Origin of the sequence: Acidovorax sp. LjRoot118 (genome assembly GCF_964253575.1) — a bacterium.
Classification (GTDB): Bacteria; Pseudomonadota; Gammaproteobacteria; order Burkholderiales; family Burkholderiaceae_C; genus Acidovorax.
Genome location: NZ_CAXURB020000001.1, coordinates 1,837,878 through 1,852,710, shown reverse-complemented (window position 1 = coordinate 1,852,710; position 14,833 = coordinate 1,837,878). Strand labels below are relative to the sequence as shown.

Annotated in this window: 13 protein-coding genes; 1 reads left to right on the top strand and 12 read right to left on the bottom strand. The window is 68.3% G+C overall.

All coding sequences use genetic code 11. The annotated features are described in order from the left end of the window. Positions 1–57: 57 nt before the first annotated feature. From ACSQ9E_RS08625 to ACSQ9E_RS08595, 7 genes are all read right to left on the bottom strand, one after another. Positions 58–942, bottom strand: a complete 885-nt coding sequence (locus ACSQ9E_RS08625; RefSeq protein ID WP_057203613.1) for a LysR family transcriptional regulator — start codon at positions 940–942, stop codon at positions 58–60. A 77-nt stretch (positions 943–1,019) separates the two neighbouring features. Next, positions 1,020–2,105, bottom strand: a complete 1,086-nt coding sequence (locus ACSQ9E_RS08620; protein ID WP_200963917.1) for an ABC transporter ATP-binding protein — start codon at positions 2,103–2,105, stop codon at positions 1,020–1,022. A 13-nt stretch (positions 2,106–2,118) separates the two neighbouring features. Continuing rightward, positions 2,119–3,864, bottom strand: coding sequence for an ABC transporter permease (locus ACSQ9E_RS08615; RefSeq protein WP_436217456.1), 1,746 nt, complete (start codon positions 3,862–3,864; stop codon positions 2,119–2,121). 80 nt (positions 3,865–3,944) lie between these two features. Beyond that, positions 3,945–5,270 (bottom strand): ABC transporter substrate-binding protein, encoded by a 1,326-nt coding sequence (locus ACSQ9E_RS08610; RefSeq protein WP_057265815.1) that lies wholly within the window; start codon positions 5,268–5,270, stop codon positions 3,945–3,947. A gap of 133 nt (positions 5,271–5,403) precedes the next feature. After that, a complete protein-coding gene (locus tag ACSQ9E_RS08605; protein ID WP_436178849.1) occupies positions 5,404–6,624 on the bottom strand; it encodes a dienelactone hydrolase family protein in 1,221 nt (406 codons plus the stop codon). A 36-nt stretch (positions 6,625–6,660) separates the two neighbouring features. After that, positions 6,661–8,205, bottom strand: a complete 1,545-nt coding sequence (locus ACSQ9E_RS08600; RefSeq protein WP_436217455.1) for a flavin-containing monooxygenase — start codon at positions 8,203–8,205, stop codon at positions 6,661–6,663. 12 nt (positions 8,206–8,217) lie between these two features. Next, positions 8,218–9,018 (bottom strand): SDR family oxidoreductase, encoded by an 801-nt coding sequence (locus ACSQ9E_RS08595; protein WP_436217454.1) that lies wholly within the window; start codon positions 9,016–9,018, stop codon positions 8,218–8,220. A gap of 246 nt (positions 9,019–9,264) precedes the next feature. Between ACSQ9E_RS08595 and ACSQ9E_RS08590 the strand changes: the two genes are divergently transcribed. Beyond that, complete coding sequence (locus ACSQ9E_RS08590) at positions 9,265–10,308, top strand: AraC family transcriptional regulator (protein WP_436217453.1); 1,044 nt, start codon at positions 9,265–9,267, stop codon at positions 10,306–10,308. A 7-nt stretch (positions 10,309–10,315) separates the two neighbouring features. Here the strand turns inward: ACSQ9E_RS08590 and ACSQ9E_RS08585 are convergent, their stop codons facing one another. From ACSQ9E_RS08585 to ACSQ9E_RS08565, 5 genes are read right to left on the bottom strand one after another with little or no spacing between them, the layout of a single operon-like run. Next, positions 10,316–11,386, bottom strand: a complete 1,071-nt coding sequence (locus tag ACSQ9E_RS08585; protein ID WP_436217452.1) for a CDP-6-deoxy-delta-3,4-glucoseen reductase — start codon at positions 11,384–11,386, stop codon at positions 10,316–10,318. A 17-nt stretch (positions 11,387–11,403) separates the two neighbouring features. Beyond that, entirely contained in the window at positions 11,404–12,123 is a 720-nt protein-coding gene (locus tag ACSQ9E_RS08580; RefSeq protein WP_436217451.1) for an ABC transporter ATP-binding protein, read from the bottom strand. After that, positions 12,120–12,893 carry an ABC transporter ATP-binding protein gene (locus ACSQ9E_RS08575; protein ID WP_436217450.1) on the bottom strand — a complete coding sequence of 258 codons (774 nt, stop codon included), beginning with the start codon at positions 12,891–12,893 and terminating at the stop codon, positions 12,120–12,122. The genes ACSQ9E_RS08580 and ACSQ9E_RS08575 overlap by 4 nt, the downstream gene beginning before the upstream one ends. Next, positions 12,890–13,879: a branched-chain amino acid ABC transporter permease gene (locus ACSQ9E_RS08570; protein WP_436217449.1), complete on the bottom strand. Its 990-nt coding sequence runs from the start codon at positions 13,877–13,879 to the stop codon at positions 12,890–12,892. Before ACSQ9E_RS08570 ends, ACSQ9E_RS08575 begins: the two co-directional genes overlap by 4 nt. 6 nt (positions 13,880–13,885) lie before the next feature. Then, on the bottom strand, positions 13,886–14,806 hold the full coding sequence (locus ACSQ9E_RS08565; RefSeq protein ID WP_436217448.1) for a branched-chain amino acid ABC transporter permease: 921 nt from the start codon (positions 14,804–14,806) through the stop codon (positions 13,886–13,888). Positions 14,807–14,833 lie beyond the last annotated feature (27 nt).

Below are 14,833 nucleotides of genomic sequence, written 5' to 3'. Positions count from 1 at the left end.
CGCAGTTTACGGGTTGCCGGCAAAGTCTGCAGGCCAGGGCCTGACCACCCCCAGCCCTTACCCCGACAGACCCCAGACGCTGCGCAGCAACTGCAGCGTGGCCACGATGGCCGGGTCGTGCTCGGCCGCGCGCGGATAGATGAAGCTCAGAAGCGCCCCCACCCGGGCATGCGGCCAGATCACCACCTCGCCGCGCTCGCTGGCGGGCAGCGCCACGTCCTCGCGCAGCAGCGACAGGCCCACGCCCGCACGCACCAGGCTTTGCGGCAAAGAGACCTCGTCGGACTCGATCACCTGGTGCGGCGTGAGCCCCTGGCGCGCGAACATGTCGCGCATCAGCGTCTGCACATGGTGCAGCGGCGGCGCACCGATCCAGGGCATGGCAGCGATGTCGCGCCAGCCCGCATGCAGCACCTGCGGCGCCTGGCTGGCCGGTCCAGCAATGCGGTAGTGGATGGTCTGTAGCGCCAGCCCCATCACCTCGCGCGGGATGTTGGGGCCGATGTAGAAGGCACCCTGCAGCAGCCCCGCCGCGACCTGCTCGCGCAGTTCTTCGGCCGGGCCATTGCGCGTGCGTATTTCCAGCAACGGCAAGGTGCGCACCAGCGCGCCGAGCAGCGAGCCCAGGCGCAGGGTGTCGGGGTCGGCCACCGTGCCCAGGGTCAGCGAGCCGGTGACCTCGCCCTGCAGGTCGCGCGCCTTGCCCAGCAGGTGCCCGGCGGCCGTGAGCACGTTCTCGGCATCGGACAGCAAGGCCTCGCCGGCCCGCGTGAGGCTGATACGGCCCGGCCGCCGGTCGAACAGGGCCACGCCCAGTTCCTCTTCCAGCGCCTTGATCTGGGCGGTGATGGCCGGCTGGGTCAGGTGCAGCGCTTCGGCGGTGCGCGTCACATGGCCGAGCTTGGCCGCCGTGACGAAGGCACGCAGTTGGTAGATCTCCATGCCGGTCAGGCCACGGAGAAGCAGAAGAAGAAGAAAGGTTCAGGCATCGGGCTGCATTGTGGCGTGGTCACACCTTCTTACTGGTCCAGAAAGCGCACCTGCGTGGGCTCGATGCCCAGGCGTACCTCCGAGCCGGGCGCGAACATGGCCAGCCCGGCATAGTGCGGCTGGTCGGTGACCATGGCCACCTCCCCCACGCGCACCCGGTAGCGCGAGAACTCGCCCAGGAACTCGGCGCTCTCCACCAGACCGTTGAGCCACAGGCGCGAGGCATCGACCTGCTCGTCGCGCACGCGGATGCTCACCTGGTGCGGGCGGAAGGCCATGGCCGCAGCGCCCACGGCCGGCGGGTCGGCCGGCCGGGGCAGCGTGAGGTTTCCGAGGCCATCGACGCGGAACACCAGCGTCTCGCCGCCCACGGAAACCACCTGCCCCTCGAGCAGGTTGGCCGTGCCCACGAAGCCCGCCACGAAGCGGTTGATGGGAAAGTCGTACAGCCCCGTGGCGGCCCCCACCTGCTGCAGGATGCCCTTGTCCAGCACGGCCATGCGGTCGGCCGTGGTCATGGCCTCCTCCTGGTCATGGGTGACGAAGATCGTGGTCAGCCCGAGCTTGCGCTGCAGGTTCTTGAGCTCCTCGCGCATCTGCACACGCAGCTGCTTGTCCAGGTTGGACAGGGGTTCGTCGAGCAGCAGCAGCTTGGGCTCGATCACCACGGTGCGCGCCAGCGCCACGCGCTGCTGCTGCCCACCCGAGAGCTGCCCGGGCCGGCGCTGCGCGTAGTCACCCAGGCCCACCAGCTCCAGCACCGCGCCCACCTTGCGGCGGATGGCATCCTTGGTCTCGCGCCGCTCCACCAGGCCGAAGGCCACGTTGTCCCACACCGTCATGTGGGGCCACAGCGCGTAGTTCTGGAACACCATGCCCACGTTGCGCGCGTGTGGCGGCGTGCCGGTGATGTCCTGCCCGTCCACCAGCAGCTCGCCGCGCTGGTGCTGGTTGAAGCCTGCGATCAGGCGCAGCAGGGTCGACTTGCCCGAGCCCGAAGGGCCCAGCAGGGCGAAGAACTCGCCGGGTTCGATGCGCAGGTTGACGTCGCGCAGCACCTCGGTGCTGCCATAGCTCAGGCTGATGTGCCGGGCGTCGAGAGAGACTTTGTTCAGATGCATGGAATGTTCACCCCTGTTTGGCCTGCACCGTGGTGCGCGAGCGCTCCACGAAGCGGTGCGAGAAATAGGTACCCAGCCCCACCACCACGACGGCCAGCACACCCAGCGCCGCGCCCGGGCCGCGGCCCGAGATGCTCTGCATGTACAGGTAGATGCCGTAGCTCATGGGCGCCTGGCTTTGTGCCGATGAGAGAAGGATGGTGGCCGACAGCTCCACCGCCGCCGTGATGAAGCTGGTGACGAAGCCCGCGAGAATGCCGCCCATCATCAACGGCACCATGACGCGGCGGATGGTGGACAGGCGCGACGCCCCCAGGCTCTGCGCCGCCTCTTCCAGCGACACATGCACCTGCTGCAGCGCCGCCATGCACGAGCGCAGCGCATACGGCAGGCGCCGCACCGCGTAGGCCAGCATGATCAGCACCCAGGTGGTGACCACCGGCGTATCGGTGAACGGCAGGTTCACGCCCTTGAACATGCGCAGGTAGCCAATGGCCAGCACCAGCCCCGGGATGGCCAGCGCGGCCGACGCCAGGTAGTCGAGCCAGCGGCGTGCCGGCAGCTGCGTGCGCAGAATCAGGTAGGCAATCGAGGTGCCGATCACCACGTCCAGCCCGGCCGCGATGAAGCAGTAGAGCAGCGTGTTGCCTATCATCTGCTTGGAGTCGGTGAACACCGTGGCGTAGTGCTCCAGCGTGTAGGAATCGGGCAGCACCGAGAAGCTCCACACCTTGGAGAACGACATCAGCAAAATGCCGATGTGCGGCGCCAGCGTGACCACCAGAATGAGCCCTATCCAGCCATAGGCCAGCACCGACTCCCACGCCGACAGCCGCCTGCGCTGCAGCGAGCTACCGCCCTTTTGCAGGGTGGCGTAATCCTTGCCCCTCATCACGCGCGCGGCCATCCACAGCGCGAGGATCGAGAAGGCGATCATGATCACGCTGATCACATAGCCCAGCGGGTCGTCGATGCCTACCGAAGTGATGCGCAGGTAGGCCTGGGGCGCGAGCATGTTGGTCACGCCCATCACCAGCGGCGTGCCCAGGTCGTCGAACACCTTCACGAAGACCAGCGCCGCACCGGCCAGGTAGCCCGGCATGGCCAGCGGGAAGATTACGCGGCGGAACAGCCGCCAGCCGCGCGCGCCCAGGTTCAGGGCCGACTCTTCCATGGCCCCGTCGATGTTGCGCATGGAGGCCACCAGGTTCAGCAGGATGAACGGAAAGTAGTGAATGCTCTCGACGAAGGTCACGCCCACCAGCCCGTCCATGATGGGCACGGTGAAGCCGAAGTATTCGTTGAGCAGAAGGTTGATTGAACCATTGCGCCCGAAGATCAGCTGCAGCGCCACGGCCCCGACGAAGGGCGGCATGATCAGGGGCAGCACGCCCAGCGTCTGGATCAAGAGTGCCCCGCGGAACTCGAAGCGCACCGTGAGGTAGGCCAGTGGTACGGCGATCAGGCTCGCAAAGAACACGCTGGCCAGCGAGACCACGAGGCTGTTGAAGAACGACTCGCGGAACACCGACTGCTCGAAGAAGTTGGCGAAGTGCCCCAGCGTGAGCGCGCCCGTCTCGTTGATGAAGGCGGTATAGACCACCAGCCCCACGGGGATCAGCAAGAACAGCAAGAGGAAGGCCAGGATCAGCCCGAAGGCGATCCAGGGGCCCACGCCCGTGAGGGCATGCAACAGGCGCGGGCGGGCCGCACCGGGCCCGGCGGCGCCGGGTTCGGAGTAGACAGCAGACATGGTGGTGGCTTCCCGGCGCCCCTGCAGGGCGCCTTGGGCGCGATTGCGCCGGGTTGTGGTGTGGAGTGCGTGCCGTCTTCTTACTTGGCCATGCCCTGTGCTTGCTGGGCCAGCGTGCGCGCGCGGTCATAGTTCTCGCGCGCCTTGGTGGCCCACAGCTGCTCCAGCCCCGTGAGCTGCTTGGACACCGCCACATCGCGCCGGTTCTTGCGGAACAGTTCGAGGAACTCTTCGTTCTTCACATTGGCCTCGCCCACCAGCGAGGTGAAGGCCAGGCTGCGCGCCTGCTGCAGCAATTCGGCGCCCTTGGCGTTGGGCTTGGCCTTCAAGGCCTTGTCCGCATCATGGATGGCGCGGGTGGCGGCCTGCAGCTCCTTCAGGCGAAAGGTCACCATCTGGTCGAACAGGCTGGTCACCACCTGGTAGCGGTTCTCGGACAGCACGGCATCGAACTGCACCTTGGCGCGCTGCGCCACCTCCTGCGGCACGGGGTAGCCTGCGGGTGCCTTGAGGCTGCTGTAGGGCAGGATGGGCAGGCGGCTGATCTTGGGATCGAACAGCAGTTGCTGCCCTTCGGTGGACATGCTGAAGGCCATGAACTTCTTGGCCTCGTCCGTGTTCTTGCCGCCCGCGATCAACGCGATGTTGGCTGGCACCACGGCCGTCATGGCCGGGTAGACGAAATCCACCGGAAAGCCCGAGTACTTGCCCGCCAGGCCAAAGAAGTCGATCACGATGCCGATGCCGTACTGGCCGTTGTTCACGCCATCGGGCACGGCAAAGCTGCGGTCGGTCACGGCGGCGGCATTGCCCATCATGGCCAGCAACTGGGCCCAGCCCTTGTCCCAGCCCTCGCCCTGCAAAATCGTCTCCACCGTGAGCTGCGTGGTGCCCGAGCGCGATGGCGAGGAGATGGCCACGTGGCCGAAGTATTCAGGGCGCGTGAGGTCGGCCCACGCCTTGGGCGCAGGCAGCTTGTTGGCCTGCAGGTAGCGGGTGTTCCACATGATGCCGTAGCCCGCCAGCGCCTGGCCGTAGTACAGGCCCTGCGGGTCGTTGAGCGGGTAGTTGCCGATCTTGGCCGGCGCGGCGGGGTTCTTGGTGTCCGGTGCAGCCTGCAGCAGCTTGTTGCGGGCCAGCACCTCGAACGCATCGGGGGCCGAGGCCCACATGATGTCGGGCCGCTGGCCCTCGGGCAGCTCACGCACATAGGCAATCGCCGCCGTGGTGTTCTTGTTCAGGATCTCGATCTTGATGCCCGGGTTCTTGGCCTCGAAGGCTTTCTGGTACGCGGTGGTGAGTTCCTTGGGAAAGGACGTGAGCACCGTCACGGTGCCCGCCTGGGCGCCCTGCACGGCACACAACAAACCGGCGGCCAGGGCCCCCGCACAAAGAATGCGCTGCATGGATGTCTCCTCTATGTTCTAGTGGCCCCAATGTAGGCGGCCCGGTCACCGGCCGCCAATCATTGTTTCTGATGCGGTACATCAGTCGCACGGCCTGTCGGGTTATCACCTAGAACGAGAAGACCCCCTGCATTCAACGCTCCATCAGCCCATTCGACGGCAGCGTTTCATCGAGCAACTTGCGCCCCGCCTCCACCCCCGCCACGGGCAGACCCTTGGGGTCCAGCAGCCCCACCTGCACCAGCACGCTGGCCTGGTCCCAGTAGATGTGCTCGTGGTAGAGCTTGTCGCCGCGAAACTTCACCACCGCCAGCAGCGGTATCTCCACACGCCGGCCCGTGGGCGCCACGCCGGGCAGCATCCACGGGATCTCGGTGGTGTGGGTGAAGCAAAACAGCATCTCATCGACCACCTGCGTGGCGCCCACCGTGCGCGAGATGGGGGTCAGGCTGGTGTCGGGCGGGTTGCTGTTGACGAAGTGGCGCGTGTAGAAGTCGTGCAGGTGGCGGTAGCCCACGCCGCCCGTCATGGTGGGGATGTGGTTCACATAGGGCTCGGCCACCATGGTGGACATGGTGGCGTCCACGTCGCGCGTGGCGAATTCGTACTCGCAGTGCTTGTCCCACAGAGCCGACAGGTCGTAGTGCGGGCCCATCTCGCGCCGCAGCGCGGCCACGCTGCGCTGGTGCGCCATCAGCGCCGAAGGTTTGTGGAAATGGTCGCCCCCCGCGCGCGCAAACGCATGGTCGGTGCCGGGGTAGACGTACAGCTCCACGCTCTCGCGGCCCGAGAGGGCCTGCACGATGGCCTCGCGCGCAGGGGGCGGGCAAAAGCCGTCGAGCTCGGCGATGTGCAGCACCAGGCGGCACTGGATGTCCGCCGCATCGGTCAGCGCGGCCTCGATGCCCACGCCGTAGTACCCGACGGCCACGTCGGCATCGGTGCGGCAGGCGGCCAGGTAGGCCAGCTTGCCACCCAGGCAAAAGCCCAGCACGCCCACCTTGCCGCCGTGCGCGCGGACCTCGGGGCGCGCACGCAGCGCCGAGATGGCCGTCTGAAGGTCCTGCACGCCCTTGGCCTCGTCAAAGCCCTGGTAGAACCCGAAGGCGCGCGGCATGTCGCTGGCGGCGTCCAGCTCCACGGCAGGCTCCTGGCGCCAGAACAGGTCGGGCACCAGCACCACATAGCCTTCCTCGGCGTAGTAGTCGGCCACATCGCGCATGGTGGCGTTCACGCCGAAGATCTCCTGCGCGAGCACCAGCCCAGGGCCGCTGCCGCTGGCGGGGGTGGCAAGGTAGGCGCGAAAGCTGCCGCTGCCGTCTGCAGCGTCGAGCGTAGTCCATTGTCCTGGCATGGTAGGGTTCCTTATGGTCTTGGGTTCGTGGGAGTTTCAGGAAGCGGTAGCACCGGGCACGGCCTGCGACGCACCAGCCGCAGGGGATGCGCCGGCATGCCGCGCCAGCAGTTGCCGCGTGACCACAGCATAGTCCGCCGGGTCCACCGGCCCCAGCCACTGCTTGAAGCGGGTGAGCACGCCCAGGGGCAAACCCATGTCCTGCAGCAACTCGTCGATGTTGTGCACCGAGAACGGGATGATGTTGGTGCCCTTGGAATGCTTGCCGTCGGTGCGCTCCTCCATCCAGGCCAGGCGCCGGTCGATCTGCGCGTTCATCTGGTCTGGGGGTGGCAGCTGTAGCCCGCCGCGCAGGTGGTTGGCCAGCCATAGCGCACCGATCTCGCAGTTGAGCTGGCTGAAGAACGAGGAGTTGTAGCCGTTGAACGCCAGGCGCGGCATGGCCACCGGCAGGATCGAGCGGTACAGGCGGAAATTGCCGCGCGCATCGGCCACGCGCTGCAGCACGCTGCTGTCCAGAAACGGCACCTGCTGGTGCCAGCCCGTGCCGCAGACCACGAGGTCGGCGGGCACCGTCTCACCCGTGCTCAGCACGGCCTGGCCGGGCTGCAGCGTACGGATGCTCACGCCCTTGCGCACACCCAATTCGCCGGCAGCCACCTTCTCGTAGAAGCCGTCGGTCACCAGGCTCACGGTGCTGCGGGCGATGGTTTCGAGCGGCGTTCCCGGGTGCAGGCCGATCTCGCGCAATTTGAGCTGGCGCGTGACCACCGACTCCACGCTGCCCAGCATGGAGTTGCGCACCGGCAAGCCCGGGCCGTGCAGGAATTTCTCGAACCCCTTGGGCTCGATGTACTTGAACAGCGCCTCGCCCATGCGCGTGAGCAGCAGGAACTTGAAGTTCAGCACGTTCATGAACTTCTTCGGGATCTTCCAGATCAGTTGGCGCGCGAGCACCGTGGTGCTGGCGCTGTCGGCCGCGATGGCATTGGCCACGTCGCACGACGATTTGCCGTAGCCCACCACCAGCACATGCTTGCCGCGCGCCTCGTTCGCGTCGTTGAACTGGCTGGTATGGCACACGCGCCCGCCAGCAGCCACGAATGCATCCGCGCCCGGGTACTGCGGCACGGCCGGCTCGCTGAAGATGCCGTTGCACACCACCAGGTAGTCGAAGCGGTGCACCTCGGCCGGCAAGGCGCCGCCCTGGCCGGTTGCTGCTCGGCGCGCCTTCAGGGTCCACACGCCGGCCTCTTCGTCCAGCACGGCGCTCTCCACCGTGGTGGACATGCGCAGGTGCGGCACCAGTCCGAAGTGCTCGGCATACGACTGCAGGTAGGCCTGCACCTGCTGGCCCGAAGGCCACTCGGGGTAGCTGGCCGGCATCGGAAAATCCGACAGCGCATAGGTAGTGCGCGGGTTCTGCGTGGTCAGGCCCGGGTAGCGGCGCGAAGCAGCCCAGACGCCGCCCACGTCGGGCTCCTTCTCGAACACCGTCACCTCGAAGCCGAAGGCGCGCAGCACCTTGGCGGTGGAAAGGCCGGCAAAGCCGGCACCGATGATGCCTACGGTTCTGGTCATGGTGGCGCTCCTTCAGGACATGAGTTTGGGAATGGCGGGCTCGTGCGACTCGGGCCCCATGGCCGAGTAGCCGCCGTCGCATGCATAGTCGGCACCGGTCACGAAGCTGGCCAGGTCCGAGCACAGGAAGAGCACCACGTTGGCCACCTCGGCCGGGTCGCCGACGCGGCGCAGCAGGTGGAAGGGCGCGGCCACGCGGTCGGTCTTGGCGCGGTCGCCGCCGGTGAGCTGGTCCATGATGGCCGACCAGGTCCAGCCGGGCGAAACGCTGTTCACGCGCACGCCCTCGCCCGCCAGGTCCATGGCCATGCTGCGCGTGAGCTGCACCATGGCCGCCTTGCCCACCGGGTACAGCCAGCGCCCGGTCTGCGCCACGCCCGAGGAGATGCTGGTGAAGTTGACCACCGCCCCGCCCCCGGCCTGTTGGAAATGCGGGCGCACGGCCTTGAGCACCATCACCGCGCTGACCAGGTTGACGTTGAGCGAGGCCAGCCAGTCCTCGCGCGGCGAGGCGATGCCATCGTCCAGGTACGAGCAGGCCAGGTTCACCAGGTAGTTCACCCCGCCGTGGCGTTCTGCGGCCAGGGCCACACAAGCGGCCACCTGGGCGTCATCAGTGATGTCGGTACGGCTGAACAGCACCCCGACCCCCAGCTCGTCCGCCAGCGCCTGCCCGGCCTCGGCGTTGATGTCGGCCACCACCACCCGCACCCCAGCCTGGTGCAGGGCACGCACCACCCCGGCGCCGATGAGGGTGGCGCCCCCGGTCACGATCGCGCTCTTGCCGCGCATGCTGTCGAATCCCTGGACCATGCTGACTCCTGTGTTGTCCGAAACATGTTGCAGTGCATCAGCGGTAACACGCCGTCACATCCGCCCTGTGCACCCGGGTGCTAACGCTCTTGCGCAGCACCCGGGGCCTGCACAAGAATAGAAAGGCAGCCCGCGCATCCGCATCCCGAAAGCGCAGGGCGTATCCCGCAAACGCATGTTTTCGCGCCCCCTGCCGTGGCGTGTTTCGTGCTTGCCCAAGAACCAACACCCCACCGGCCGAACCGCATGCACACCGCCCAGCAGAGCAGCACCGCGCACCCGCTACCGCTGGAGCGCTTTCGCTTGTTCGACAGCCACGACCTGGACGAGGCGCGCGAGTTCGTGGGCCGCGTGTTCTGCCCGCACGAGCTGGCCACCCTGCACCGGGGCGCGCAGCTCGATGCCTGCCACCACAGCGTGCCCCTGCACCGCGATGCCAGCCTGAACTACGTGCAGTACGGCCCGGCCGTGCGCATCGAGCCGGGCCACCTGGGCGGCTTCTACCTGCTGCAGATACCGCTGCGCGGTGGCGCCACGGTGCGTTGCGGCGGCCAGGCGGTGGAATCGCATGCGCTCATGGCCTCGCTGCCCTCGCCCACCGAGCCGCTGTCCATGCGCTGGCACGAAGACAGCCCCCAGTTCATCGTCAAGATCGACCGCGCGGCCTTGCATACCCGCCTGTCGGCCCTGCTGCAGGCACCGGTGCAGCAGCCACTGGTGTTCGACCTAGGGGTGGACCTGGCCCAGCCCGCGCTCATGGGCATGGCCAGCTTCATTGCCTACCTGCGCTCGGCGGTGGAGACCAACGCCTTCCTGCTGGGCCACCCGGTGCTGGCCGAGCAGGCCGAGAACCATCTGCTCACCAGCCTGCTGCTGTCCACGCAGCACAACTATTCACAGGCCCTGGCGGCCGGCACGGCCATGCCGGGCAGCGCACCCGTGGTGCTGCCGCGCGTGGTCAAGCGCGCGCAGGAGTTCATGCACAGCCGGCTGGAGCTGCCCATCACCCTGGCCGAGGTGTGCGCGCACGCGGGGGTCAGCGCCCGCTCACTGCAGCAGACCTTTGCCCAGTGCACGGGCAAGAGCCCCATGGCCTTCCTGCGCGAGCTGCGGCTCGATGCCGCGCGCGCAGCACTGCAGCAGCCCTGCGCGGCCGAGCGCGCCCCGCAGGTCTCGGACATCGCGGCGCGCTACGGCTTCTTTCACCTGGGGCACTTCGCCGAGGGCTACCGCAGGCGCTTTGGCGAGACGCCTTCGGACACGCGCCAGCGGCACGGCCAGCCGCACTGAATCCGGCTCACCCCGGCTGCGCCACGAAGGCGTCGGCAAAGAACGCCGTGGGCCGCATGCCGGCCTGGGCCGCAAAATCGCGCCGCGCAGCATCCACCATGGCCGGCGCACCGCAGGCATACACCTCGTGCTGCGACAGGTTCGCATGGTCCTGCAGCACGGCCTGGTGCACCCAGCCGGTGCGGCCGGTCCAGGCGTCGGCCTCGGGCGCATCCGACAGCACGGGCACATAGGTCAGGCGGCCCTGCAGGGTCTTCTCCCACGCGAGACACAGGGCGTGCAGGTACAGATCCCGCTGCGCACGGCCGCCCCAATACAGGTGGATGCAGCGCCCGCTGCCAGCGGCCAGCAATTGCTCCACCAGCGCTTTCACGGGCGCGAAGCCGGTCCCGCTGGCCAGCAGGATGGCCGGCGCCTGCGATGCGCCATCGTGCATGCCGAAGGTGCCGAACGGTCCCTCGATGCGCAGCACGTCGCGCACCTTGAGCTTGCCGAACACCTGGTCGGTGAACAGGCCGCCCGGCAGGTGGCGGATATGCAGTTCCAGCAGCTCCTGCCCGTCACGGGCCGGCGTGGCCAGCGAGTAGCTGCGCCGGCGGTTGCCAGGCAGCAGCACGTCCACATACTGCCCGGCGGCGTAGTGCAGGCGCTGGCCTGCCGGGGGCTGCAGCTGCACGCGCATGACATCGGGCGCCAGGCGCTCCAGCGCGGCCACGCGCACCGGCAGCTTGCGCACGGCGATGCCGGGGATGTGGGGAATCTCGGCGCATTCGATGCGCAGGTCGCTTTTCGCCTGCGTGCAGCACAGCAGGTATACGCCCTGCCCGGCTTCGTCCGGCGCCAGGGCAGCAGGCTGCGCGCCGGGCAGGCACGCCGCCTTGCCACCGACCACCCGGGCACGGCAGGCGCCGCAGGTGCCGGTCTTGCACTGGTGGGGCAGCAAGATGCCCTGGCGCAGGGCGGCATCGAGCACGCTTTCGCCCGCCTGGCTGGTGAAGGCCTTGCCCGAAGGTAACAGGGTGATGGCATGCACAGGCACTTCGGCCACGGCTGCGCCGACCTCTTCGATCATCTGCATGGGAAACCCTTGGTGGCTTAGACGGTGAGGTAGCGCGACCACAGGCTGCGGTCGGCATTGAGCGCGGCGGAATCGCCCTGCCAGACCACGCGCCCGCGCTCCAGGATCACATGGCGGTCGGCCAGTCCCACCAGGCGGTGCACGTACTTGTCGACCACCAGGATGGTCTGCCCGGCGGCCTTGAGCGTGGCCAGGCAGCGCCAGATCTCCTCGCGGATGACCGGGGCCAGGCCCTCGGTGGCCTCGTCCAGGATGAGCAGGCGCGGGTTGGTCGACAGCGCCCGGCCGATGGCCAGCATCTGCTGCTCGCCACCCGAGAGCTGGTTGCCCAGGTGGTTCTGGCGCTCCTTGAGGCGCGGGAACACCCCGTAGATGCGCTCCATATCCCAGGCATCGCGCAGGCCGTTGCGGTGGTCGGCAAAGGCCAGCAGGTGCTCGCGCACCGTGAGGTTGGGGAACACGTGGCGCCCCTCGGGCACGATGGCCAGGCCCAGGCGGGCGATGGCGTCGCTTTTCATCGCCCCGGTAGCCTGCCCCGCAAAGCGGATGCCGCCGGCCGTGGGGCGCAAGGCCCCTACCAGGGTCTTGATGGTGGTGCTCTTGCCCATGCCGTTGCGGCCGAGCAGGGACACCACCTCGCCTGCAGCGATGGCGAGGTCGATGCCGAAGAGCACCTGGCTCACGCCGTAGCCGGCCTCCAGGCCCTGGCAGCTCAGCAATGGCTCGGGCGCACTCATGGGGTCGTCTCCAGGGTTTCGGTGCCCAGTGATTCAGTACCAAGGTAAACGGCCTGCACCTCGGCGTTGTTGCGGATCTCGTCGGGCGTGCCGGCAGTGAGCACCCGGCCATAGACCAGCACCGAGATGCGGTCGGCCAGGCGGAACACGGCCTCCATGTCGTGCTCGATCAACAGCACGGCCATGTCCTTGCGCAGGGTTTCGATGAGCTGCACCATCTGCAGCGATTCGTCAGGCCCCATGCCGGCCATGGGCTCGTCCAGCAGCAGCAGCTTGGGGGCCGATGCCAGCGCCAGCGCCACATCCAGCGTGCGCTGCGCGCCATGCGGCAGGGCTCCGGCGGTCTCGCCCATGCTGCCTTGCAGCCCAACCCGCTCGGCCAGCCGGTCGGCGGTCTCGTACAGGCCGCGCGCCTGCGAGCGCGGCTGCACAAAGCGAAAGCTCGACCCGCTGTGCGCCTGCACGGCCAGCAGCAGGTTGTCGCGCACGCTCTGTTTCGGAAAGATGCGCGTCACCTGGAAGCAGCGCGACAGCCCCTCGGCCACGCGGCGGTGCATGGGCAGCGCGGTGATGTCGGCACCGTCGAGCAGCACCCGGCCCGCGTCGGGCGCCAGCAGGCCCGAGATCTGGTTGACCAGCGTGGTCTTGCCGGCGCCGTTGGGGCCGATGAGGGCATGCACCTCGCCATGCGCCACCGAGAGGTCCACATGGTCGGTGGCCAGCAGGCCGCCAAAGCGCTTGACCAGGCCCTGCACTTGAAAAAGGCTCATCGCGGGCTCCTTGCGCGCAGGTCTGCCAGCGCCGCCAGGCCCTTGGGCGCATACAGCGCGGTGGCGATCAACAAAACGCCCAGCGGCATGTGCCAGTAGTCGGTGTGCAGCTTGAGCACCTCTTCGAGCGCAAGCCACACGGCCGCGCCCAGCGGCCCGCCCCAGCGCCGGCCCAGGCCGCCGATGACGACCATCACGATCAAGGTGGCCGATTGCGTCCAGTGCATCATCGACGGGCTCACGAAGCTGTTGCCCGTGGCCAGCAGCGCACCCGCCAGGCCGGCGACGGCACCGGCCAGCGTGAAGGCCGCCAGCTGCAGCAGGTACACCGGGTAGCCCAGGGCACGCATGCGGGTTTCGTTGTCGCGGATGCCCGCCAGCGCCGCGCCGAAAAGCGAGGCCGTGGCCCGGTCCAGCCACCACAGCACCAGCGCCACCAGGGCCAGCACCACCCAGTACAGCGTGGGCTCATGCATCACATCGAGGCCCAGGCCCAGCGCCGGCCGCATGGGCAGCGTGTAGCCATCGTCGCCGCCATAGCTGCGCAGCGAGACGAACACGAAGTACAGCATCTGCGCGAAGGCCAGGGTGATCATGATGAAGTACACGCCCTTGGTGCGCAGCGAGATGGCGCCCACCAGCGCCGCCACCAGCGCGGCAGCAGCCATGGCAGCGCCCCAGACGACCCAGGCCGAGGTAGCGCCCGCATCGCTGAGCACCACCACCGCATAGGCGCCCACGCCCACGAAGCCCGCATGCCCCAGCGCCACCATGCCGCCAAAGCCCATGATGAAATTCAGGCTGGCGGCGGCCAGCGCCACCACCAGCACCCGGCGCACGAAGCCGATGTAGAAATCCAGGCCCAGGGCCGATGCCACCAGCGGGAACAGCGCCAGCGCCACCAGCAAGGCCAGCGGCAGCACTGCGCCGCGCCAGCGCGGCACGGCGGAGTCCGCAGGCAGGTAAGAAGTCAGGGAAGCGGACATGGTGGCTCAGGCCTTGGCAGAAAACAGCCCCGCGGGGCGAAAGCTCAGCACCGCCGCCATCAGGGCGTACATGGCCACCTCGGCGCACAGCGGCCCCAGGTCGGCGGCCACGGCGGGCGGCAGGGTGGCACGCAGCAGCAGCGGCAAGAAGGCGCGGCCGATGGTGTCCACCAGCCCCACCAGCAGCGCAGCCACGAAGGCCCCGCGCACCGAGCCGATGCCGCCGATGACGATGACCACCAGTGCCGGGATCAGGATGGCCTCGCCCATGCCCACCTGCACGGCCATCAGCGGGCCCATGAGGGCCCCCGCCAGGGCGGCCAGCGCCGCGCCGAGCACGAAGATGCCGCTGAACACGCGCTTGACGCGCACACCCATCAGCTCGGCCATCCAGCGGTCCGATGCCCCCGCACGCACCAGCATGCCCACGCGGCTGTGGTTGACCAGCAGGTACAACAGGCCCGCCACCAGCACCCCGGCCGCCAGCACCACCAGCCGGTACGAGGGGTAAGGCAGGCCGGCGATCAACTCCACCGGGCCCGACAGCAGGGCGGGCGTGGGCGCCATCACGGGCGATGGGCCCCAGACCATCTTCACCGCATCGTCGGCCACGAGGATCACGCCGAAGGTGGCCAGCACCTGAGCCAGGTGGTCGCGCCCGTAGAGGCGGCGCATCAGCGTCACCTCCAGCAGCACGGCCACCAGCACCGTGGCGGCCGCCGCCACCAGCACCGCCCCCGCGAACGAACCGCTGTGCACATGCACGGTGGCCGCCACGTAGGCGCCCACCATGAACAGCGAGCCGTGCGAGAGGTTCATCACGTCCATGATCCCGAAGACCAGGGTCAGGCCCGCTGCGATCAGGAAGAGCATGAGCCCATAGCCGGCTCCGTTGAGCAACTGCTCGATGACGAGGATCGGATTCATGGCGTGAAGGGGCTGCGCAGGGGCAAT